Below are 22,258 nucleotides of genomic sequence, written 5' to 3' on the forward strand. Positions count from 1 at the left end.
CTCCTGTTATGCGACTTCGGTCGCCTTTGTTTTCGATGCCGCGGCGGATTTTTTTGACTGCTCGCGGAAATAAGGGATGACGTGCTTGCCGATATTGCGCACCGTCTCCAGCTGCACGTCGCCGGGAACCGTTCCCATCTGTACCAGGAACAGGATTTCGTCAGCGCCGGCATCGATCAATTGTTGCACATAGTTGATGCATTGGGCAGCACTGCCGTACGCATGCTCGGCGTTGTACAGGCCGGTTGCCTCGGTTCCGTAGGGAATTTTTTCCTGACCGAGATAGGCTTCGACCTGCTGACGCGACTTATCCATGATGTTGATCGTTTCTTCCGCATCAAGATCATCAACCTGGGGTTCCGGTCCGTTCTGATACCAGCGGGCGAGCGATTCGGCGAAGAAACGCTGGCCGCGTACACCGACACGGCGCGCCCGTTCCGCATCGTCCAGCACCGTGGCCGGGCAGAGCGCCGCGACATGGCGGGTAGCGAATTCACCGACCTGATCCTTTTGGTCGCGGCTGTCGAAGGACTCATGATAAGTCTGCACCTTCTTGCGGATATCCTCCGGACCACCGAAGCCGAGCACTAGTGCGCCCAACCCGCGCTTGCCGGCGGTGACCAGCGTTTCATGGCGGGTGCATGCCATGTACAGCGGCGGATGCGGGTCCTGATAAGGTTTCGGATGGATCGGACGCGGCGGGATCTCGAGACCGGTGGTTGCGCTCTTGTATTCAAACACGCCGTCACGCCACATTTTGGGAATGATGTTCATCGACTCGTCGATCTGCGGCTGCAACTTGTCGAGCTGTTCGCCGAAAGCGCCGGCTTCCTGCTGGGTGCCTCCCTTGCCCATGCCAAAATGCAGTCGTCCCTTGGACAGGATATCGAGAGTGGCGATACGCTCGGCCACCTTGATCGGATGATTCATCTTGTGCGGCAGGCAGACTACGCCATGGCCGATGCCGAGACGTGTCGTGCGTCCCGCGAGGAAGGCAAGGAAAGTCTCGGGTGCCGACATGTGCGAGTACTGTGTCAGCGAAGTATGCTCGACAGCCCACACATTATCAAAACCGAGTTCTTCGGCCAGCAGGCATTGTTCGATAGTCTCGTGGAATACCTTGGCTTCGTTGGCACGCGAGGTGTCAACCATTTGTGCTTCGTAAATGAGAGAGAATTTCATTGTTTTTCCTTTAATTCAGATAAGAAATCGAGACACATGCGGTTGAAGGTGTCGCGATGTTCGACCATCACCCAGTGTCCACAGCGGTTAATCAGCAGGAAGCGCGCATCGCGGCAGTGCGCCATCAGTTTCATGACGCCGGAGACCGGATTGAATTTGTCTTCCGTGCCCCAGAAGCCGAGCACCGGGCAGGCCAGCTCATGCAAACGCTCAGTCATGTTCGGCACGCGCATGGTCGACAGCACCGTGGTCGGTTGGGTGTCGCAAACACCGACGCGTTCGGCGATCAAGGCATCGGTGAGCAGGCTGTTGTCATAGACCAGCAGCGACATCAAGCCGTGCATGGTGGGCGCATCGAGCTGGCGGCCGGCGAACAATGCCACCATCTTTTGGATGCCCTCCATCTGGAAATAGGTCTCGCGTTCCTCCACGCCGCCCGGTGCCATCAGGATCAGTTCTGCGACTTCAGCGGGGAAGTCGAGCGCATACTTGATCGCAATCGCTCCGCCGAGCGAGTTGCCAACCAGCGTGCAACGTTTAATGTCTAGGCTCTGCAAAAATTGATGCAACGCCTCAACAAAGAAGTCGAGCACATACTCGGCATCCTCCGGTTTGGAAGACAATCCATAGCCAGGAAGGTCCGGCACGATCGCACGCCAGCCGCTTTCCGCAAATTGCGGATAGTTACCCTTGAAATTGCTGTAGCCGCTGGCTCCGGGACCGCTGCCGTGCAGAAATACCACCGGCGCACCCTGGCCGGCCTCGTGATAGTGGATGGCCATCCCGTTTTTCAGCACGACCTGTTTGCCGAAAGGGATGGGAAATTGTTGAGTCATGTAAGCGCACTCCCGTTGCCATGGTGATCCGATCATGGCAAATGGAGAATGGCTTCACATCGTCCCTTCAGACTATGTAGGCAATGCGTGCTTTGTTTACCATGCAGCTTTGCAAGGGAGAGAGCAATGCAGGCGAGTTTTGCGGGAAAGGTCGTGCTGGTCACCGGCGGCACACGCGGTATCGGTAAGGCGATTGCCGAGATGTTTCTGGCGAACGGGGCACAGGTAATTATCTGCGGACGGCGAGCGCCAGAACAGCCGTTGCATCGCGATGGACGCGAAGCCGTGTTCATGCAGACAGACGTCCGCGATACGGAGCAGGTCAAGCAGCTGATCGAACGCATTGCCGCACAGTTCGGCCGACTGGATGTGGTCGTCAACAATGCCGGCGGAAGTCCGCCTGTGCTGGCGGCGGATGCATCGCCTCGTTTTCATGAATCGATCATTCGGCTCAACCTGCTGGCACCGCTCGACCTGGCGCAGCGGGCCAATGCATTGATGCAAACGCAGAGCGATGGCGGCGTCATCCTGTTCATCGGCAGCGTGAGCGCCTTGCGCCCCTCGCCGGGGACGGCAGCTTACGGCGCGGCCAAGGCAGGCGTGATCAGCCTGGTGCGTTCGCTGGCTATTGAGTGGGCACCCAAGGTACGTGTGGTCGCATTGAGCCCGGGCTTGGTACTCACCGACGATGCGCGTGAACATTACGGTGACGAAGCCGGTCTCGCTGCCGTGTCCGCCACGATTCCACTCGGCCGGCTGGCGACGCCGGACGATATCGCGGCCGGCTGTCTTTTTCTCGCGTCACCGGGCGCAGCTTATGCGACCGGCAGCAATCTGGTCATGGAAGGAGGAGGAGAGCGGCCAGCGTTTCTGGCGGCTGCCGAGGCGAAGCGCTGACTGGCTCTTTTAGGGGCGACAGCCATGACAGGTTCTAATGATGTCTGCCCCCCATCAAAGCGGTGCAGACCAAACGCCTACTTCAAGAGCTAGTGTGGCGTCCTGCAAATAACTTCATATATTCATTTGCTCGTATGCCGTGCCGTTGAGCCATCTGACATACGGTCTTTAATGAAGTTAGCTGCGGGACAGAGCACTAGGCGATAACAGCAGCCGCGAAAGTCGGCAGAACCGAAACACCGGTTAGCTGGATGAAGACGTCATCCGCCGCCACACCACTTCCGGATCCGGTAGTTTCAAACAGCACATAGGTATTGCCCTCAAAGACGGCAAACGAAACCCCGAGGTTGGTCAGGTTGGCGGTGGCCATCGCGCTGGCAATTGCCGTAGCGGACGATCCGCCAGCCAAGGCGGTGACAGCCGCCTGAACATCATTCTGCTGGGCCGATATGGCGGCGCTGACGCCGGAGAATTGCAGCTTGTCGGTGCCGACGACGAAGTCAGTAATGATGTCGGCTTGGCCGAATGTCGCGCCGCTTGATCCTCCACCGGCAGTACCGGCAAACACGAATGTGTCTGCGCTCCCATTACCGGTCAGCGTATCCACCCCCTTGCCGCCATTGATGGTATCGGCGCCAGCACCGCCTTTGAGCACATCGCCATTGTCTGTGCCGGTGAGGTTGAACTCGAAAAGCGATGCAGTGGACCCGAGATTGCCTAAATTGACAATATTGCCAATATCGATTTTTATAGCCTCGGCCGTGCCGCCCGAAGAATCCTGCGTAAAGATGAAGACGTAATCGGTTGAATTTGGATGGCTAGTCCACGCATCGATGAAAATGTTTCCCGCCTTCTTCGTTGACCAGACAACTCCTCCCGTGCCGTTACTCTCTTGAAACGATGATCCGTCGATGTTCGACCCGGTGAGCGCGATGCGGACCTTGTCGGCAGTTTTGTCGAAGTCCGTTATTCGGTCCATTCCAGTGGACGCTATCTCGTTGCCCGTGTATGCAAAGACATCGGCTCCTGCTCCGCCGGTCAACACATCCGCGCCATTGCCGCCAATAATGGTGTCATTGCCGGTGCCGCCTCCAATAGTGTCAATCTCACTGCCTCCGGTAATGACATCGTTACCGTCATTGCCATTGATGGTCAGGGCGGCTGTGACACCAGTAAAGTCGAGAATGTCGGCAGTATTTGCACCATCCGCTGTGCCGTTGAACGTGATGATTTTGTTGCCATTGACGGCATCAATGCTGTTGATGTCAGCAGCAACGAAAGGGCCTGAAAGGGTGACGAAGAAACTGGAGCCAAGGTTGTACTGGTTTGCACCCACGCCTTTTTCGGCGATGATGGCATTCACCTCTGCCAGCGTTCCGCTTACGCCCAAAGCAGACACATTACCGGTCGTCATCCCATTCAGTTCGATCAGATCGGCAACGGCAACTATTGAATCGCTTAAATTCAGTGCGATATCCGCCTTGAGATCAAATTGATTTGCCGTAGCCCCTTTTGCGGCCATCACAGTCTTCACGTTGACGAATGAACCGCTCAAGGTTGCCGCGTCGATCGCCGAAATGTTGCCGGTTGTCTTGCTGTCCACCGCGATCAAATTAGTCGCCGAAACCATCGCTGTGTCGCTTACGACGACGGCGATATCGGCCTTCAGGTCATATTGATTGCCGCCAGTGCCTTTAGCGACGGTGACAGTCCTCACATTAGCCAGTGTACCGCTCAAGGTCGATGCGTTGACAAGCGAAACGTTGCCGTCTGTTTTGCCGCTCACCGCAATCAGATCAGCCGCCACGACTGCCATTGTGTCTGTCAGGGTCACGGCAGCATTATCTTTCATATTGTATTGATTTGCGCCAGTACCCTTTGCAGAGACGACGGTCTTCACATCAGCCAAGATGCCGCTGATGGTTGAGGCGTTTACTGCAGACACATTGCCGGTCGTCGTGCCATCCAATTCGATCAGGTCGGCAGCGTCAACAGTCGTTGTGTCACTTAACGCCAGAGTGGCATTTGCCTTGAGATCAAACTGATTTGCCGCACTACCTTTTGCGGAGGCGACGGTCTTCACGTCGGCCAGTGTGCCGCTCAAGTTCGTCACGCTAATAAGCGAAATGTTGCCGGTCGTCTTGTCATCAAGACTAACGAGGCTGGCCGCGGCTGCTGTCGTGTCGGTCAGAGCAATATCTTCATTTCCCAATCCAGTGATGGAACCAGGGTTGGAAACGCTGTTTGCATAGACGGTCGTCACATCAGCCAGCGTGCCTGTTATCGTATTCGCGCTGCCAACATCGACGGCCCCGGACGTGGCGGCATCAATGCTAGTGAGCGTCGCGGCAGCGAGGCTGGTATCCGATACGGTCACGGCCACATCGGCCCGCATATCAATCTTGTCGCCGGTAGTGCCCTCATAGGTCACCAACAACAACTTCGCGTCGTTCGCAGAGCCGCTAATTGAAGTCACGCTGGTGGCGGTCACCACGCCGGTCGTCGCTGCCTCGATCGACTTGAGGTCCGCTGCCGTGACGGCTCCCGTGTCGCTCACCGTCACAGCGCCGTCGATCCTGGTGATGCCTGCCAACACCGACGCCGCACCGGAAAGCGTAATCCCGGAAACAACGACCTCGGTCAAGCCGGTCTTAGCTACTGATTTTGCGCTGCCGGTGCCTGGTGTAAAGACAAAGCTCGTTCCATCGTCAGTGACAACGACGTTGCCGTTACCCGTTGAAAGGGTCCAGATCTTCGAGCCGGACGCGCTCTCGGTCACGGTAAACGTCGGCGGCGGGGACCCGGGGTCAGGTTCAGTCACTGGCGGGTGCAGTGCCGCATTCACCAGCGTAATTTCGTCATCATCATGGCGGCTTGCCGGATCAAGATCGCTCACTCTGGAAGTCTTGATAATGGTGTCGAGAGCGATACCGGTCAATGTGCCAATAAGGGAATCCAACGTTCCCAGACGGGCCGCGACATGAATGGTGTTGCTGATCGTGCCTTGCGTTGCTGCCTGTATCTGAGCAATTTTGGCGACCGCCAACGTGGACCCCGCTGTTTGAGCGGCGATATCAATCTTTGACGCGGTTTCTGCAAGCACGGTAGAAAAACTCGTCGACAGTGCTTGAATGGTCGCAGCGGCGGCACCGAGCATTGCCGTATTGGTCGAGACGGTGCTTCCAGTCAGGACGGACTTGACCACCGATTTGTCGGTGAGATCGATCACGGTGTCTATCCTGGACTGGATAAGCTCGGCCAAAGAACGGAATACGGCATCGGATGCTGCGGCAGACGCGATGTCGGTTCCGGCGACTGCTTGCAATACGGATCCCGCTGCGGTCACCAGGTTCTGTATCTTGACCACGACAGCATGGACTTGCACCGCGAGCGCTCTTTCAGAAGCGGATGCGGCTTCGTTCAGCGCACTCGCCAGCGCTGTGTATTCCTGCAAATCGAGCTTTCCAGACAGGCCGAATGCGGCCAGAACCGTCGTTTGGGCTTCTGCGACGGTTTTTCCTTGCTCGACCAGGATCTGTTGCAGGGTCGTCAGAGGCGTGACAGCGGTTGACCCGATGGGAGCAGTAAGCACACCACCATAGGGCAAATTTGTCGCCGTGCCCGTTCCGCCAGTGGCGACGATGGCGCCTTTGGCGTTGGATAATGTGAAATTGCCGTTACTGTCGCTGATGGTATGCGCCTCGCCGTCGTCCAGCACACGGTTTCCATTTGCATCGGCAAAGACCGTAGCGCCTCGAAGATAATCAACAGCGACCGTGCCGGCAATTTTGCTACCGCTATATTGATCCAATTTCACGGCCGCAGTTGCAACGCTTGCCGCATCAGCTGTGACTGACTTCATGATATCGATCAGCCTTGCCGCCGGAATTTCCGCCCCGGTGACCAATTGCTTTTCTACTGCCTGTATGGCGGATTCCAGTCGATTGGTAATAAACGCTTTTCCGGGAGTGCCGTCCGGCGAATTCAGACCGGCATCCATCATCGACATGATGACATCGCTGCGCTGTTGTCCGGAGTGCAAAAGGTCGGTCCAGAATGCAAGCCCCTCCTGGTCAGGATCCTTGCCAAAGACATTCTGATAAATCGCCTTGACAAAATTGCTGTCGCTCTGCGATGAGGGATAAATCGCTTTGACAACGTCCAGGCTGAAAATGCTATCCGTCAGTTCGCCAAAGGTTTTACCTGCCTCTCTCTGCTCAACCCAAAAAGCCAGCCCGCTTAGATCAGGCGCGCGGTTAAAACATGCCAGATAAAATCTTGCAAAAGCTTGTTGAGTAAGGGAGAGAGACATTTATTTCCTTCGAACCGAAATATTGAACAATGACGATTCGGGAAACAGCAGTAGGTTTTTTTGACTGATCGATGCCAAGCACGACAAATGCTTGATGCAATCATGATCAAATGCGCGCAGATTTCCCCGAATGTGACGGGGAGTAATTAGAGCGTTTCGAAGGACAAACCGTCAATGAAACGAACGGCAATGACGTCGAAACTGAATGTTTTTCAGATTTGGATCGAAGGGCGAGTATCCACTTGAAAACTCTGGAGATTTGTGGGTGTCCGTTCGGAGCCAAAGGCCGACGCACGGGATGCCATCCAAGGCCTCCACAGTTTACACCGGTGCCGTGGCGGCCGAGCCGTCCTCACCGGGGAGTGTATAGCTTAGAAAGCCGAGAATCAGCCTGACCATTTCATCTTCGAATTCCCGGCTGCGAAGAAGTGACGGCCGTTCAACCGCGGCGGTTTGAATGGTGCTGGAGATGGCCCTGAATAATACGAATCGAGCGCTGTCTGTCTGCAGGCGATGGCTCTTTTCCGGATGCGTTCTGCTCGCCATGCCCACAATCAAGCCATAGTAACGTTGCAGTCCCTGGCCTAATGCTGAATCTTCCGGGGCATTGATCATCTCGGTGCGCAGTATGCCGCCTAAGCGCGGACGTTCGCCGATGATTTCAATCATTGCGGCAATCAGACGGCGGGAGTTCATTACCGCGTCGCTTGGCGCTGCATTCCAATCGGTCAGGATTTTTCCGGCCACGCCCAGCATGCGGTCCAGTTCACGCATAGCCAGGGCTTCAAGCAGTTCCTCTTTGTTAGAAAAGTACTGATATACCGTGCCTACGCCATAACCGGACACCTCAGCCACTTTCTGTGTAGTCAACTCGGAACGATCGCCATTTTCCAGAATTCGACATGCGGCCTCACATAGGTTGTCGAGTGTCTTTTGGGTTCGATCCTGTGAGCCGCTTTTTCCTTTCTGAGATTTGTGCGATGGATCTTTTTGCATATTGCCTGATGTTCGCATGAACCCGCCTATTTTTACCTGCCTAATCAACGCTGGAGACGAATGGATATGCCTATGCGGTGGATGGTGACGACGTTTCGGCGAAGTACGTCAATTCCGCATTTTTGCCCCATTCGCTGGTCAATTATACGAAAGATTTGATGGGCAGGAGTTAGGCACTCCAAGCCTGCTCTCAACGCCCGATGTCATTGCAATAAAACTAACGTACGGAGGTTAAATGGCGAAGCCTAGAGTTGAACTGCGTAACATTGCTCTGGAGGGAAAGGGAAGACGATCCAGGTTTTTCGGTATTCACGCCGATTGACGTCGACGTTCCCGACATCAGAGTCCTGGCGTTTTCAACACATACTGACTGGTAGGCAAGACATCGATCTTGTCAAAGTCGATGAAGCGTGCGCAGCTCTCCATCATTGCCTGCAGATTGCGCTGGAGTTTTTCTTCGTCGTCGATCGCATTAAAGAACGCATATGGATTCGTCATGGCTGCCGCCGGAAAACACTCTTCCACAATCGCATCGTAGGGCGGAGCTGCATGGGTCAAGGAACGCACAACCACGTTCTGCACGTAAAGAAAATTATCCTGGGTGTCGATCGCAACCTGCGTATGGCGGTTATGCCAAACATCGAGCCATGCCTCATGCGTAAGACGCGGTGGCCGCTTGAGGAAGGCCAATTGTGAAAACCCGGTAGTACGTTCACCGTTCTGCGGCGGGAAACGGGTATTGCGAATCGGTTGCGATTCGGTAACGAGATAGCAAGCCATGCGCGCGACGTCCGCTTCGATGGCCTGATCGAACGGCAGACGAAAAGCAGCGATGGCACTATCAACCCAGAGAGACAGCGTGCCGTGCATCTGTGGCAGGGTAGCGGTCTGACGCAATCCTTCCGCAGCTCGCACTTCCTCATCCGCCACATTGACTTGCAAGCCGCGTGCGCCGAGCGAGAGCAGTTTGTCCGCCAGCCTTGTACGCAAATGCCGGCTGAATTCTTCGGCATTGGCATGTTCGCTACGCCATACGACGTAAATAATTTTTTCCATTGATTTATTTTCTTTCACTGCAAGGCTGCAAACACCCGTGCGGCCTGCCCGCCAGATCGCGGGCAGGCCGCACGCTTACTTGAATGCCAACATGTCAAGGAACGATGTGCTGTTTTCCGCAACGATGCGGAAGGAGGCGGGGGCATACTCGTTCGCACCAATTGCATATCCGCGATAGTTGCCGTCCGTGCTGCCACAGCGGGACAGCGCGATGGACAGCGACAGGGCGCCGATAATGTTGGACGTGGTCTCGATGGCACCGGCTATCTTGCACGTCGCATTGCCACCGGCAATCGCGCCATTACTGGCGACCGAGAGATTCGTCACCGTATTGTCGCGCCCGATTGCCATGTAGCTGCCGGCCACTGCCGAAAGCGACAATGCAGTTGTCCGGATCGGGCTCGTGCTGCCGGCCACCGTACTGAGCTGAATTGCGGAAGCGGCGGAAGGCACACGTCTTATGGCATTGCCCTTGACGTCATAGTAGGCGATGGCCGGTTGAAGATCGTTGTTTTCAACCAGCAGGATGCCGTTGCCGTCGCTACCGATAAACGCTTCGCCAAAACGCCCATCCGGGTCGCCCTCGATCAGCATGGCGTTTGCGCCGCCGACCAGTGTACTGGACAGAACGGCGCTATCTACGTTGTTGTCGCCGCCACATGCGGAGAGGAGGGCCAGCGCGCTGGCACACAGCAGGACTCTTGGAATCATCGGCTGCCTCACTTTGCAAGAGCATTCAGCTTGATGCGCACTGCGGCTTCAGGCGCGCGATCGGCTTGGTGATTGATTTTCAGCACCGAGACAGCGACCGCTCCTGCCTGCACCACGTTCTGCTCCGAGGCGGGATCGGTATCGGTCAGCATCGTGAGGTTAGCGGGCTTGGGACCACCGATATACAAGGTCACGCCGGGCAAGGGAGGTGCGCCGCCCGGGATGTATCCATTGGCAACCGAGTCTTTCGACAGATCAGGCACGAAGAAGGGTGTCGCACTGCTGGCGAGGCCTTCCTTGCTGATTTTGATCGGGAGGTTGGCGGCAGTGCCCTTGGCGAACTTTGGCATGTTGACATTCAAACCGATGCCGTCAGGCAAGATCTTCCCGCCGGCAGTCGCCTTTTGCTTGTCGAGTTCGTTCACTAGCCGCACCACGATATCGGCGTTTTCATACTCGACGTCGCCGGGAGCCAGCTTGTCGTAAGCGCGATAAGAGGTCGGTGCTTCGGCACTGGCTGCGATTGCTGGCACCCCCCGGTTGATCGCGATTAACGCGGCGTTAACCGTTCCGGAGCCGTTGTTAATAATGCCGGTGTTGTTGCCGTAATTAATCCCGGACACCACTAGATCGGGTGCCTTGCCCCATTTCGCGGGCGCTGCGACATCGATACCGTAAAGAGCGCTCGCGACCGGCGTGCTATCCACGTAGTACACGTCGCTGTTTCCGGGCATTGTGCCGACGCCAGGTGAGCCAGCCTTGATGCTGCCGGCACGTGAATCCTTTGTCATGGTGGCTATCGGACGCAGGAAATTAAGAGCACCGCCCTGGCCGCTGCTGTCTTGAGCAGGAGCGGAAATAATCACGCTATGACCCGCTGCCTTCAGTCGCTGGTACAACGCATGAATAAATGAGGCTTCAAAGCCGTCGTCGTTGGTGACGACGATGTTGAGCGCCTGCGCCGGAGTGGCGAAGGCACATGCCAACGAAAGGCCCAGTACGGATACCAGCTTGGATGGCTGCATAAATGATCTCCTCGTTATGAATGGAATTTTTCCGATTGCGCCTGTTGATATGGATTGGCGAATCGTTGCCGCCTTCAGGGGGAAGGCAACGGGCCGATGCTTGCATCGAATTCCATGTGCAGCATCGTCTGAAGAGACTATGCAGGCGGGGGGTTCAGTCAGGTGAACCATGGCAGGCAAGCATTTCCATTGATATCGCTGATGAATTGAATGGCCTTGAGAATGCAAGCCAGTCCCGGCAGGCATCGTTCAGGATGCAACTTTATAGGATCAAATTTTCCGAATAGTCCGTTTAAACGATGTCCGGCAGTTATCTCCATTCGATACTGGCCACACATCGGCAAAGCAGTAGTGCAGTTCACCCTGCTTGCCGCGTGAAAAATAAAAAAAAATGATCACAGCCAGGAGACGTATCAATGACACAGAGTCGGCATTTCACGCCGCGGCTCCATGCCGCCCCTATTACTGCAGTAGTCGACGCAATCACGCACGCCGGCTGTGGCGAACATGACGCCGATGGCGCCCAGGGCTTTGCCTGTCGAATCGGATCCATACCCATGTGATGCCGACGCACGACAACTTTCAGGATAACGAAGTGACGCAGTTCTTTGTCTTCGAAGTACCGCCGAGATGGCCGAAGGCGGTATCCGGCAGGTCGGCAAATACCGCTGACATGTCTATGCAAATGATGTTCGCATGAGCCGCGATTCGATATCTGCACCACATCGATAGCTAAAAAAATTACCCGATTGATCAACGAGGAGAACAGAGGTATGAATCATTATCAACGAATCGATGGCCCTTTCCGTTTGCGACGCATGGCCGAGGCGGTGTTGCTCGCGGCATGTACGCCGGCGGTGATGGCTGCGACCACGGTGCAGATTGGCGACGAGACGACCTTCGATTATGGCGCCACCGTCAACTATGGTGTAGGTGTTCGCGCAAGCAAACCTTCGGATACCTTGATCAACGGCCCTATCGGTCCGGCAGGCTTGCCTGTGACGATCAATGGCGACGATGGTGATCGCAATTTCAAGCGTGGCAGCCTGACGACCAACCGTCTCAGCGTTCTGCTTGAAGGCCATTTGAAGCATGACAACCTTGGTTTGTTCGTGCGCGGCAGTGCGTTCTATGACTCGGTCTATAACCGCAGCAACGATAACAACTCGCCCGGCACCGTGAACAAATCAGGGCCGTTCAATGAGTTTACGAGCGGCGCACGCGACTATGATGGACGCCGCGCTCGCCTGCTCGATTCCTACGTGTATGGCAACTTCAATGCCGGCGGTACCAAGCTTAATCTGCGCGCCGGTAATCAGGTCGTGCAATGGGGCGAATCCCTGTATTTCCCGAACATCGCCGGGGCGCAGGCGCCAGCCGATGCCACCAAGGCCAATGTGCCGGGTGTCGAAGTCAAGGACATCCTGCTGCCGACCGGCCAGGTGTCGGGCCAATGGGCCGTCAACGACGCGGTCAGTTTGCTGGGCTACTATCAATATCAGTATCGCCCCACCGAACTGTCACCGGCCGGCAGCTATTTCAGTACCGCCGATATGATCGGCCCGGGAGCGGACCGCATTTATACAATGGCCAATCCCTTGCTGGCGAGCCCGGCGACAGCTGCACTCCCAGGTTTGCCCACTTCCCTGACCGCACTGCGCGGTCCCGATATCCGCCCCAAGGACAGCGGCCAGTGGGGTATCGGTAGTCGTTTCCGTATCAGCGACAGGACTGAACTCGGTGCTTACCATCTGCGTTATCACGACAAGAACCCAAGCGTCGTGACTAATCTTGGCACTGCCTCCCTCTATCCCGGCAATGCCGCCCTTGGGATTCCGCCGATTACTTCGGCTGCGCTGCCGCCCGCTTTTCAGGCCTTGCCGGTTGGCTACCAGATCAAGTACTTCGACAACATCAAGCTGACCGGCGCAAGCTTTTCAACACAGCTTGAAGGCATCAGTGTGGCAGGTGAACTCAGTTATCGCGATGGCGCACCTGTCCTGGTCAATACCTTGCTTGGCCCGACGGCAACACGTTCGAAGTCCTGGCAAGGACAAGTGTCGGCGATCAAGACCGTCGAATCGACTGCGCTGGCAGACGCGATGACACTGGTCGGCGAGGTCGGTGTGCACCGGGTCAGCAGCGTCGAAGCGGTCAGCATGGCCGGCAGTCAGTTCAGCGACCTCAGCAACACCCGGTCGTCGTGGGCTTACGCACTGGCATGGACGCTGAACTACAACAATGTGTTCAATGGCTGGGACCTCGCCGTGCCGATCACTTTTCAGCACCTCGTGCGTGGCGTGCCTGCAGTGGCGGGCAGTTTCGGCAGCCTGACCGGCGAGGGTGACAAGCGCCTGAGCGTGGGCGCTACCTTCAAGTATCTGAACAACCTTGAACTTGGCGTCTCTTATAACGCGTTCCTTGGCAGCCCCGACTTGCGTCTGCGGCCACTCGCGGACCGCGATTATCTGGCGCTGAGCGCGAAATACAGCTTTTGACGTAACGGTTCTCGTGCCAGCACTGGGTACTTAGGTACTTTGCAGGCTCGGGGTCCAGGAATAGCTTCAGATTTGGGCGTTACCTTTGTTTAACTCTACTCGAGAAGGAAGGTGCACATGAAATCCATGCTCTATCAAGTTATGCTGCCGACAATGGCGGCCGCTGCCTTATTCGCCGCAGCGCCGGTTTCCGCAAAGCTGAATGCGGATGAAATCAAGGCATTAGGCACGACACTCACGCCCATGGGCGCGGAACGCGAAGGTAACAAGGACGGCAGCATCCCGCCATATTCCGGAAAATGGCTGGGGGTACCGCCGGGCGTCAGTTTCAGCGGCACAGGCAAGCACCAGCCTGATCCGTATGCCAATGAGAAACCGCTGTATACCATCACGGCGCAGAACATGGCGCAGTATGCCGACCGTCTGAGCGAGGGGCAGAAAGCACTGTTCAAGAAATTTCCTGACAGCTTTCGCATGCCGGTATACCCCAGCCATCGCGACTTTCGCTATCCCGACAAGGTACATGCCAATGTGAAAGAAAACGCGGCGCAGGCGGAAGTCATCGAAGGTGGAAACGGTATTCAGGGTGCATTCGGCGGGCCGGCATTCCCGATTCCCAAGAGCGGCATCGAGCTGATCTGGAACATGCTGTCTTCAGCGAAGGCGACGAGCGAGATCGCAATCTACGATCAGGCAGTGGTTTACCCGGACGGTAATATCGCGTGGGGCAGGGTCGACTACAAGATTCTCGCCACGGTCAACGATGTCAACGCCTCGCGTAAAGCATGGGATGGCAAGTCGGATCATTTCAATGTCCTGACGCTGCTGCCCGAACGCGAGAAGGGCACAATCATCATTGGTCACGGTTATTGGGATTTTGTGAACCATCCGCGCCAGGCCTGGCAATACAATCCCGGTACGCGCCGCGTGCGTCAATTGCCCAGTTTCGGTTTCGACATGCCGCAAGGCCCGGGCGGTTTCCGCACGGTGGATGATGATCGCCTGTTCAACGGTTCTCCAGAGCGTTACGACTGGAAAATCATCGGCAAGAAAGAAATCTATATCCCGTACAACGCCTACAAGATCAACGATCCTAAAATCAAGTATGCGGACATGCTGAGCAAAGGCCATATCAATCCCGAGGTCATGCGCTATGAACTGCACAGGGTATGGGTACTGGAGGCCAAGCTGAAGCCGGGCGTACGCCATCAGTACGCTAAACGCGTGTTTTATACCGACGAAGATACCTGGAACGCCATCATGGTCGATAACTATGACGCACGCGGTGAGTTGTGGCGCGTTGGCATGATTAACTTCTACTACGCCTATGAACTGCAAGGTTATCAAGCCGGCGTCGCACTGTTTCACGATCTGCTATCAGGCGCTTATATGGCCGACCGCATGATCAATGAACAGAAGAATGCGCCGCGTATCAACAGTGGAGAGCTGGACACGTCGCAATTCACACCAGACGCCGCACGGCAAAAGGGACTGTAAGACCGACACGTTGTCCGTTAAGCGGGTGGCCGTGCGCCACCCATTCCCACAACTCCCGACAACCAAGGAGCGGCTTGATGCCCATTTCCGAACTGGAAGCGCGCGTGCGCGCATTGGAAGACCTGGAGCAAATACGAGCGCTGAAATCCCGGTATCTTTTCAGTTGCGACAGCAAGAATCCGCAAGCGATACGCGACTGCTTCGTCCCCGGCGAGGTGTTCATCGACTATGGCGCAATAGGCGTATTCCGCCATCGTGACGAACTGGTCGAATTATTCACCCGCCTTGCTTGCCATGAGCATATCGTCGAAATGCATCATGGCGTCAATCCACGGATCGTCGTCACGGATGAGCATCGGGCGCACGGCACCTGGAGCCTGTTTTATCAGCAGATCAATACGGTCGACAACAGGTTGACCCAGCTTGGTGCGTATTATGAAGATGAATACCAAAAAATCGATGGCGAATGGATGATCAGCAAGACACGATGCGTTGTGACATCCACATTGGTGCGTGATTTCGCACAAGACAGCAAGATAGTCTTTGCCGGCCGTTCCATTCCGCAGCAGATAATGTCGCAGGAGCAATCATGACGGCGCCCGCCAACGATCCTATCCTATCCGGACAGACCTGGGATACGTTCTGTGACATCCTCAGACAGGCCGGCCGACAAGTCCTGAGGCCAGAAGTGCCGGCAGATGCATTCACCCGCGCCGAAGGATATCGCTATCTGAGCCGTCTGTTGCGCATCGGCCTGGAAATGCACGTCGAGTTCGCCGATCCCGACTTTCCGGGATTTCTAATTCCATCGCATGAAACGGCAAAAATCGGTGCCGATAATCCGGATAACTTGTATCAGTACGCGCGCCTGAACGGCCGCAACGAATACCGTGTGCGCGGGCACCGTGGGAGTGTGTCCTACCTGAGCTTCGGCAGCCAGAAAGGCGGCTACGAAACGGACGGGAAAATGACACAGACCGGCTTCATCGATGCACAGCAGATGACATTCGACTCGGACGGCAACTTCGAACTGGTGCTCAGTCAACACCGTTACCCTGGCAACTGGCTGCCGCTTGAGCAGGAAAGCAATGCACTGATCGTGCGCCAGACTTTTCTTGATCGCAAAAAGGAAAAGCCTGCACAGTTAACGATTGAACGGATCGGTGCGGAGTCAGGTCCAATGCCGCTGGATCCGCCAACGCTGCATGCCGGCCTGCTCAAGGCGGCCCGTTTCGTCGAGAACACCGCCACGTTGTTTGCCGACTGGGCACAGGCTTATCAATCGCATCCGAACCAGCTTCCGCCGGCCGATCAGGCCTTGTGCCAATCCGTTGGCGGCGACCCGAATATCTATTATTACCATTCCTATTGGTCGCTAAGAGAAGACGAGGCGTTGCTGATCGAGATCGAACACATCCCGGAGTGCCGCTTCTGGAATCTTCAGATCAACAACTACTGGATGGAGTCTCTCGACTACCGCCATCACCGCATTTGCTTCAACAAACACAGTGCGACGCCGAACGCCGACGGCAGCATGACCCTGGTGCTGTCGCACACCGATCCGGGCTTGCCGAATTGGCTGGAAACCGCTGGTCACCAGATGGGCACGCTATGCCTGCGCTGGGTCGATGCGAAATCACCCGTGCATCCGCGGACACGGGTGGTGAAGCTTGCCGAGCTGAACGGGAAAGGATGACGATGGTCGACGTACAAGCGTTTGATATGGATACTCTCATGCAGGAGGCCAGCGCGCGCAGCAATGGCTTGAGCGACTTCGGCGATGTCCATTTTCGGCCGGCATTATCGATCATGCTGCAATCGCTGGAGAAAGAGGCCAGGTTGTCATCGACAGGGCGCCATCTGATCCGGCAGCGCCTTGTCGAGCTATTGAGCAATCGCCTGAAAGTTGAAGACTATTGCAAGCGCAATCCCGAAATTCTGGATGAGGTGGTCGCGGAACCGGTCGTGATCGTCGGCCTGCCGCGCACCGGAACGACATTGCTGCAGCGGATTCTCGCAACCGATCCCAGATTTTATTCGCTGGCATGGTGGGAAAGTCGGCATCCAGTGCCGGTATCGCTGATCGAGGCAGGCAAGGCCGATCCCCGTATCGAATCCGCACGTGTCGAAGTCGCGTCAATGATAGAAGCCATGCCGGAACTGCTCTCGATTCATCCGCTCGACGCGGAAGAAGCCGATGAAGAAGTCATGCTGATGGAACAATCCTTTCACGGCGCGATGGATGCCTATGTGCATATCCCTGCCTATGCGGACTGGCGTGAGCAGCAGGATCAGGTACCTTCCTATGCGTATCTGAAGAAACTGCTGCAATTCCTGCAGTGGCAAAAGAAGCGTCGCGGGATCATGGCCGAACGTTGGGTATTAAAAACGCCACATCACCTTTATGCAATGCAGGCGCTGCTGGCGGTCTTTCCGGATGCAAAAGTGATACAGACGCATCGCGATCCCTTGCAAACCATTCCGTCACTGGCAAGTTTCGTGCACACCTTGTGGCGCATCTATAGCGATCACGCGGACGCTCGTGAGGCAGGCCGCCAATGGAATGGCCAGTTTGCGCGTGGTCTACGCCGCACGATGGCGCTGCGTGATGGCCTGGATGGCGACGTATTTCATGACGTCAGGTTTGCCGATACGGTGAGCCGGCCGATGGAAGTCGTGAGGGATATTTACCGCTTTCTCAAGATGCCGTTGAACGTCGAAGTGGAAGAGGGAATGCAGCGATGGCTTGCAAGGAATGGGCGCGAGAAACGCGCCCCGCATGATTACACGGCTGCGCGTTATGGGCTGAGTGATGAACAGCTTAGCCAGGACTATGCGGAATATCGCGCGCGATATTTGTGAACGGCGTTTTTACTAACAGGAGACAAAGCGCATGCTATTGAAGAACAAGGTGATCATCCTATCCGGCGTAGGACCGGGGCTCGGCATAAAAATGGCAATCGAATCGGCACGCGAGGGCGCGAAGGCAGTCGTGCTCGCCGCCCGTACCGCTTCCAAGCTTGACGAGGCCGAGCAAGGTATTCGCGCACTCGGCACCGATTGTCAAGTACTCAAGGTGCCGACCGATATCACTGACCGCGCTCAATGCCAGCGTCTGGTGAAGCAGACGATCGATCGTTTCGGCCGCATTGACGGCTTGCTCAATAGCGCTTTCATGCACGGCAACTTTCCGGAGGCAGTCGATACTGCCGATCTGCAAACCTGGCGTTCAGTATTCGATACCAATCTGTTCGGCACCATGAATCTGACACAAGAAGTCGTGCCACAGATGAAGAAGCAGAGCAGCGGCGCAATTGCGATGATCAACACGGTCGCCGCTCGGCGGCCGTTCCCTGGTGAGGCCGGCTATGCGGCGTCGAAGGGTGCCTTGGCCGTAGCGGTGAAGTATCTTGCCAAGGAACTCGGGCAGCATGGGATTCGGGTGAACTCGGTGTTCATGGGATGGATGTGGGGCGCTCCAGTGCAGGCTTATATCAAGCGCAGCGCTGCCGAATACGGCGTGCCGGAAGAGCAACTCATTGCGCCGATCGCTGCCAGCACGGCATTGGGCAGGATTCCGACGGATGACGACTGTGCGAAAGCCGCTCTGTTTCTCATCTCTGACTATGCCAATGCGGTGACCGGTGCCTCTCTCGATGCCAACGGCGGCGAGTACATGGGTTGAGCAGGGATTGCGTCTACACAGGAGATGACGATATGTGCAAAGCAGAAAATCTGGTTACCTCGATCAAGGTCGATATCGATGCTCCGGCTTCGCTGGTATGGGATGTCCTCGTCGATCTCGCCCGCTATCCCGAATGGAATCCGTATACGGTGCGCGTCGAATCGACGTTGCGCCTGGGCGAGCCGGTCAACCTGTTCTTGCCCGACCCGGCGCGGCCTGGTCAGTACATTCATGCTCCCGAAACCTTGGTCGCATTCGAACCACAACGGCTGCTGTCCTGGGAAATGCGACCCACCGCACAATCCAAGGACGCGGCCCGGCGCGATCAATACATCGAGAGCCTGAGCAAGGACCGATGCCGATACTTTACGACCGATATCTTTCTTGGACTGAATGCCGACGCCATCATGCGCAACCACGGACCATGGGTCAAGCAAGGTTTTGATGCGGTCGCATCAAGCCTGAAGAAGCGTGCGGAATGGTTATGGGTGAGTCGTCGGGCCAGCGCCTGATTCTTTGCCACTCGACAGCGTAGTACCGGCGACTCCGGTACTACGCCATGAAATTACTACGGATCTTGATCAGGGCCGGATGATTTTCTTTCTACGTGCGACGGCTGCCGCATGCAGTTCCACATCAAGTCTGCGTTGCGAGATAGCCAGTACGTAAAAGCCGGCACACTCAATGCCGTGAAAAGCAGCCGTCGAAGTTGGCGATAAAGCGTTCGACGTCCGCGTCGGGCAAATGATTGATTCCTCCGGCGAGTTTTCTGCCCCCGCCGGTTTCAAAAGCACGGCAAAAATCCGCAGCGCTTGCCGGTGCGGATGCCGGTACGCGAACGCTGACGCTAAAGCCGCCTTCTGATTTGGGCGAAAGAATGGCAAGTGCGTGGTCCGGCTGTTCCCGGATGCGATGGTTGGCCAACACACCCATGGCGCGACGTGCCCAAGCTGCGTTCGGCATTACCATCACCGTCACTCCAGCGCGTTGATGAGCCGGTAGAAAGAGGCATGCCTGTTCCATGTCGGCATGGTATCCGGCGGCAAGACGCGCATAGATCCTCGAGCTGGTGGCGAAGTCGACCGGGTCCGCAAAGGACAGCATGTGACGTGCAAGCTCCGCTGGATCGATATGCAGATCCGCAATCGATTCCCCGTAGGCGTTGTAGTTTAGACAGGTGCCGAGCATTTCCAGTACGACCATCGTCGCGGATGACATCCCTGCAACGCGCGCCATGTCATGGGCTACATCGGCAAGATTGTCGCCTAAGGCTGCTGTAATTGCCCAGGCGCGATAGCGGCCGCCCAGATATCGGTCGACGAGGATGCTGGTACAGACATCGGCACTTTCGTCGATATGCAGTTCGAGACCGGAATGTTCAGGCCGATCGCCGGCATAATGATGGTCGAAGTAACGAACCGACGCGCCTTCAGCCAGCAGACGCTGCAGGTCGGTCCGATTCTGGTCGAGGGAGACGTCGAGTGCGGTAATGTCGTCGCCGGCATGCGCGCTTATCCGCTGCAACAGCTTGATATCGCGTTTGACGCCTGTCACAAGAGTCGCATCGCGCGGATCGGCGAGGCGCAATTGCTGCAATGCGCATAAGCCATCCGCATCGCCATTGAAAGCATAAAATCTTCTCATCTCGGGACGTTGCAGTTTTGTATCCCAGCGATGCTGGATGGTGCGTGGAGAAAATACCCGTTCCTTGGCGCGCGATTTTTCCTCTTCACGACGCGCTCCGCGATATGAATTCGCTCTGCCTCCAGCCGCTGCACGTGTATCAACATCGTGTTTCCTTTAGTTATATTCGATGTCTCATCATTGCGAAGTAGTGCAACACGAGACGCATGCACCACTGGATTGGATTCTCACCCGATGCTACACAGCTGGCTGAGACGCTCATCGTCCGTCTGGACTAAGTTCCCGGCAATGTGCAGCCAGATATCGGCACTGGCCGAAAGACAGTTCGAAAATAAGTTGCTAGGCATGGTGAGTGCCCTCGCGCAGATCAGGCCACAATCCACTAGTCCGTTTAAACGATGTTTGGCTCAGGATGTAGATCGATACTTTGACTCCAATGGACATCCCACGCGATGAAGCATGAAGCGTCCGCACCGACTATATGGAGGAGAAGTGCAAATGAAACGATTGCTGTACAAACTGGCATTGTCATCAGCGGCTGCTTCGGCGCTGGTTGCGGGTACGCCCGCTTGGGCAAAACTGAGTGCGGACGAGGTCAAAGCGCTTGGCACAAGCTTGACGCCCATGGGTGCAGAGCGGGAGGGCAACAAGGATGGTTCGCTCCCGGCCTATTCCGGCAAGTGGCTGGGTACACCCCCTGGTATTACGCACCGTGGTGTCGGTACGCACAATGCCGATCCGTATTCCAGCGAAAAGCCGCTATTTGTCATCACCGCGCAAAACATGGCCCAGCATGCGGAGCGTCTGACCGAAGGGCAAAAGGCCCTGTTCAAAAAGTATCCCGAAACGTTTCGCATGCCGGTGTACCCGAGCCATCGCGATTTCCGCTATTCCGACAAGGTGTTTGCCAATGTGAAAGAAAACGCCTTGCAGGCGGAAGTGATCGATGGCGGCGCTGGCGTCAAGGGCGTTTATGGCGGCACCGGATTCCCGATTCCCAAGAACGGGCTGGAGCTTGTCTGGAACATGCTGTCGTCGCCCAAGGCGTCGAATGAAGTTGCCATATTCGACCAAGCCGTCGTATACCCGGACGGCAATATTGCCTGGGGACGGGTCGATTACAAAATGCTGTCCGCGGTTGACAATCAAAAGGTTAATCGCAAGGACTGGAACGGCACGGCGATTTACTTCAACACGGCGACGCTGTTGCCTGAGCGCGAGAAAGGCACGATCATCGTCGGCTATGACCATTGGGAATTCGCGAGCCGTCCGCGCCAGGCCTGGCAATACAATCCCGGTACGCGGCGAGTACGCCAATTGCCGAGCTTCGGCTTCGATATGCCACAAGGCCCCGGCGGATTCCGCACCGTCGACGACGACAGGTTGTTCAACGGCTCCCCGGAACGCTATGACTGGAAAATCGTCAGCAAGCGCGAGATTTACATTCCCTACCATGCCTACAAGATCAACGATCCGAAGATCAAGTATGAAGACATGCTGACCAAGGGTCATATCAATCCGGATGTCATGCGTTATGAACTGCATCGTGTCTGGGTACTGGAAGCCAATCTCAAGCAGGGCGTGCGTCACCAGTATGCGAAACGTGTGTTCTACATTGACGAAGACAGCTGGAATGCCGTCATGGTCGACAACTATGATTCTCGTGGCCAGCTCTGGCGTCAGGGCACGATGAACTTCTATTACGCGTATGACCTCGCGGGCTATCACGCCGGCGTCGCTCTGTATCACGATCTGCTGTCCGGTACCTATATGGCCGATCGCCTCGTAAACGAGCAGAAGAATGCACCGCGCATTAACAGCGGCGAACTGAATCCTTCGCAATTCACCCCCGACGCCGCGCGGCAAAATGGTCTGTAATCTGAAAACGGCGCATGGACCAACGGGAGCAGAAAATGAAT

General features: G+C 56.1%; 16 protein-coding genes and 2 pseudogenes. 9 read left to right on the forward strand and 9 right to left on the reverse strand.

Annotated elements, in window-relative coordinates:
* Window positions 1-6: 6 nt before the first annotated feature.
* Both ACFQUU_RS17455 and ACFQUU_RS17460 read right to left on the reverse strand, forming a co-directional pair.
* Entirely contained in the window at window positions 7-1,182 is a 1,176-nt protein-coding gene (locus ACFQUU_RS17455; protein ID WP_382249304.1) for an LLM class flavin-dependent oxidoreductase, read from the reverse strand.
* Complete coding sequence (locus tag ACFQUU_RS17460) at window positions 1,179-2,018, reverse strand: alpha/beta fold hydrolase (RefSeq protein WP_382249305.1); 840 nt, start codon at window positions 2,016-2,018, stop codon at window positions 1,179-1,181. Before ACFQUU_RS17460 ends, ACFQUU_RS17455 begins: the two co-directional genes overlap by 4 nt.
* A gap of 126 nt (window positions 2,019-2,144) precedes the next feature.
* Between ACFQUU_RS17460 and ACFQUU_RS17465 the strand changes: the two genes are divergently transcribed.
* Window positions 2,145-2,915 carry an SDR family oxidoreductase gene (locus tag ACFQUU_RS17465; RefSeq protein ID WP_382249306.1) on the forward strand — a complete coding sequence of 257 codons (771 nt, stop codon included), beginning with the start codon at window positions 2,145-2,147 and terminating at the stop codon, window positions 2,913-2,915.
* Window positions 2,916-3,111: 196 nt separating this feature from the next.
* On the opposite strand, the gene ACFQUU_RS17470 is transcribed toward ACFQUU_RS17465, so the two are convergent.
* The 5 genes from ACFQUU_RS17470 to surE form a co-directional block, all read right to left on the reverse strand.
* On the reverse strand, window positions 3,112-7,227 hold the full coding sequence (locus ACFQUU_RS17470) for a DUF4214 domain-containing protein (protein WP_382249307.1): 4,116 nt from the start codon (window positions 7,225-7,227) through the stop codon (window positions 3,112-3,114).
* Between the two features lie 321 nt (window positions 7,228-7,548).
* Window positions 7,549-8,241: a TetR family transcriptional regulator gene (locus tag ACFQUU_RS17475; protein ID WP_382249309.1), complete on the reverse strand. Its 693-nt coding sequence runs from the start codon at window positions 8,239-8,241 to the stop codon at window positions 7,549-7,551.
* A gap of 321 nt (window positions 8,242-8,562) precedes the next feature.
* Entirely contained in the window at window positions 8,563-9,279 is a 717-nt protein-coding gene (locus ACFQUU_RS17480; protein WP_382249310.1) for an EthD domain-containing protein, read from the reverse strand.
* Between the two features lie 75 nt (window positions 9,280-9,354).
* Entirely contained in the window at window positions 9,355-9,990 is a 636-nt protein-coding gene (locus ACFQUU_RS17485; RefSeq protein ID WP_382249311.1) for a hypothetical protein, read from the reverse strand.
* Between the two features lie 8 nt (window positions 9,991-9,998).
* Complete coding sequence (surE, locus tag ACFQUU_RS17490) at window positions 9,999-11,015, reverse strand: 5'/3'-nucleotidase SurE (RefSeq protein WP_382249312.1); 1,017 nt, start codon at window positions 11,013-11,015, stop codon at window positions 9,999-10,001.
* A gap of 773 nt (window positions 11,016-11,788) precedes the next feature.
* Between surE and ACFQUU_RS17495 the strand changes: the two genes are divergently transcribed.
* From ACFQUU_RS17495 to ACFQUU_RS17525, 7 genes and pseudogenes are all read left to right on the forward strand, one after another.
* Window positions 11,789-13,513: a DUF1302 domain-containing protein gene (locus ACFQUU_RS17495; RefSeq protein WP_382249314.1), complete on the forward strand. Its 1,725-nt coding sequence runs from the start codon at window positions 11,789-11,791 to the stop codon at window positions 13,511-13,513.
* Between the two features lie 117 nt (window positions 13,514-13,630).
* The gene (locus ACFQUU_RS17500) at window positions 13,631-15,010 is read left to right on the forward strand and encodes a DUF1329 domain-containing protein (protein ID WP_382249315.1); all 1,380 of its coding nucleotides are present in this window, start codon (window positions 13,631-13,633) and stop codon (window positions 15,008-15,010) included.
* Between the two features lie 77 nt (window positions 15,011-15,087).
* Window positions 15,088-15,603, forward strand: a complete 516-nt coding sequence (locus ACFQUU_RS17505) for a nuclear transport factor 2 family protein (protein WP_382249316.1) — start codon at window positions 15,088-15,090, stop codon at window positions 15,601-15,603.
* Window positions 15,600-16,706, forward strand: a complete 1,107-nt coding sequence (locus ACFQUU_RS17510; RefSeq protein WP_382249317.1) for a DUF1214 domain-containing protein — start codon at window positions 15,600-15,602, stop codon at window positions 16,704-16,706. Before ACFQUU_RS17505 ends, ACFQUU_RS17510 begins: the two co-directional genes overlap by 4 nt.
* Window positions 16,707-16,708: 2 nt before the next feature.
* Window positions 16,709-17,872, forward strand: a complete 1,164-nt coding sequence (locus ACFQUU_RS17515; RefSeq protein ID WP_382249318.1) for a sulfotransferase family protein — start codon at window positions 16,709-16,711, stop codon at window positions 17,870-17,872.
* Window positions 17,873-17,903: 31 nt separating this feature from the next.
* On the forward strand, window positions 17,904-18,695 hold the full coding sequence (locus tag ACFQUU_RS17520; RefSeq protein WP_382249319.1) for an SDR family oxidoreductase: 792 nt from the start codon (window positions 17,904-17,906) through the stop codon (window positions 18,693-18,695).
* 32 nt (window positions 18,696-18,727) lie between these two features.
* Window positions 18,728-18,937: pseudogene (locus ACFQUU_RS17525) on the forward strand (SRPBCC family protein); the annotation flags it as partial.
* A gap of 439 nt (window positions 18,938-19,376) precedes the next feature.
* Here the strand turns inward: ACFQUU_RS17525 and ACFQUU_RS17530 are convergent.
* Window positions 19,377-20,339, reverse strand: a complete 963-nt coding sequence (locus ACFQUU_RS17530) for an acetyltransferase (RefSeq protein WP_382249320.1) — start codon at window positions 20,337-20,339, stop codon at window positions 19,377-19,379.
* A pseudogene (locus ACFQUU_RS17535) lies at window positions 20,325-20,447 on the reverse strand (sulfate adenylyltransferase small subunit); the annotation flags it as partial. The pseudogene ACFQUU_RS17535 and the gene ACFQUU_RS17530, both read right to left, overlap by 15 nt.
* Before the next feature lie 390 nt (window positions 20,448-20,837).
* Here ACFQUU_RS17535 and ACFQUU_RS17540 point away from each other — a divergent pair.
* Window positions 20,838-22,217, forward strand: coding sequence for a DUF1329 domain-containing protein (locus ACFQUU_RS17540; protein WP_382249321.1), 1,380 nt, complete (start codon window positions 20,838-20,840; stop codon window positions 22,215-22,217).
* Window positions 22,218-22,258 lie beyond the last annotated feature (41 nt).

Source organism: Herbaspirillum sp. GCM10030257, from assembly GCF_042666555.1.
Lineage (GTDB): Bacteria > Pseudomonadota > Gammaproteobacteria > Burkholderiales > Burkholderiaceae_D > Noviherbaspirillum.